This is a genomic window from Pseudomonas sp. MCal1, from assembly GCF_026341415.1.
Lineage (GTDB): Bacteria > Pseudomonadota > Gammaproteobacteria > Pseudomonadales > Pseudomonadaceae > Aquipseudomonas.
In genome coordinates, this window is the sequence record NZ_JAKUMP010000038.1 from 1 (window position 1) to 451 (window position 451).

2 tRNA genes are annotated in these 451 nt (G+C 48.6%); both read left to right on the forward strand.

Going from position 1 to position 451, the window contains the following annotated elements:
- The first annotated feature begins 95 nt into the window (after nucleotides 1-95).
- A tRNA-Ile gene (locus MKZ87_RS28850) sits at nucleotides 96-172 on the forward strand.
- Between the two features lie 30 nt (nucleotides 173-202).
- Nucleotides 203-278: transfer RNA gene (locus MKZ87_RS28855), tRNA-Ala, on the forward strand.
- The last annotated feature ends 173 nt before the right edge of the window (nucleotides 279-451 follow it).

The following is a 451-nucleotide window of genomic DNA, read 5'->3' on the forward strand; positions in this document are numbered from 1 at the left end:
GGATCACCTCCTTAATCGACGACATCAGCTGCTTCATAAGCTCCCACACGAATTGCTTGATTCATTGAAGAAGACGAAAGAAGCAGCCCGAAATTGGGTCTGTAGCTCAGTTGGTTAGAGCGCACCCCTGATAAGGGTGAGGTCGGCAGTTCGAATCTGCCCAGACCCACCAATTTTGTGTGGGAAACGCCTGTAGAAATACGGGGCCATAGCTCAGCTGGGAGAGCGCCTGCCTTGCACGCAGGAGGTCAGCGGTTCGATCCCGCTTGGCTCCACCACTACTGCTTCTGAAGTAAGAGCTTAGAAATGAGCATTCCATCGGGCTGATGGTGAATGTTGATTTCTAGTCTTTGACTAGTTCGTTCTTTAAAAACTTGGGTATGTGATAGAAAGATAGACTGAAAGCCACTTTCACTGGTGGTGATCAGGCTAAGGTAAAATTTGTGAGTTC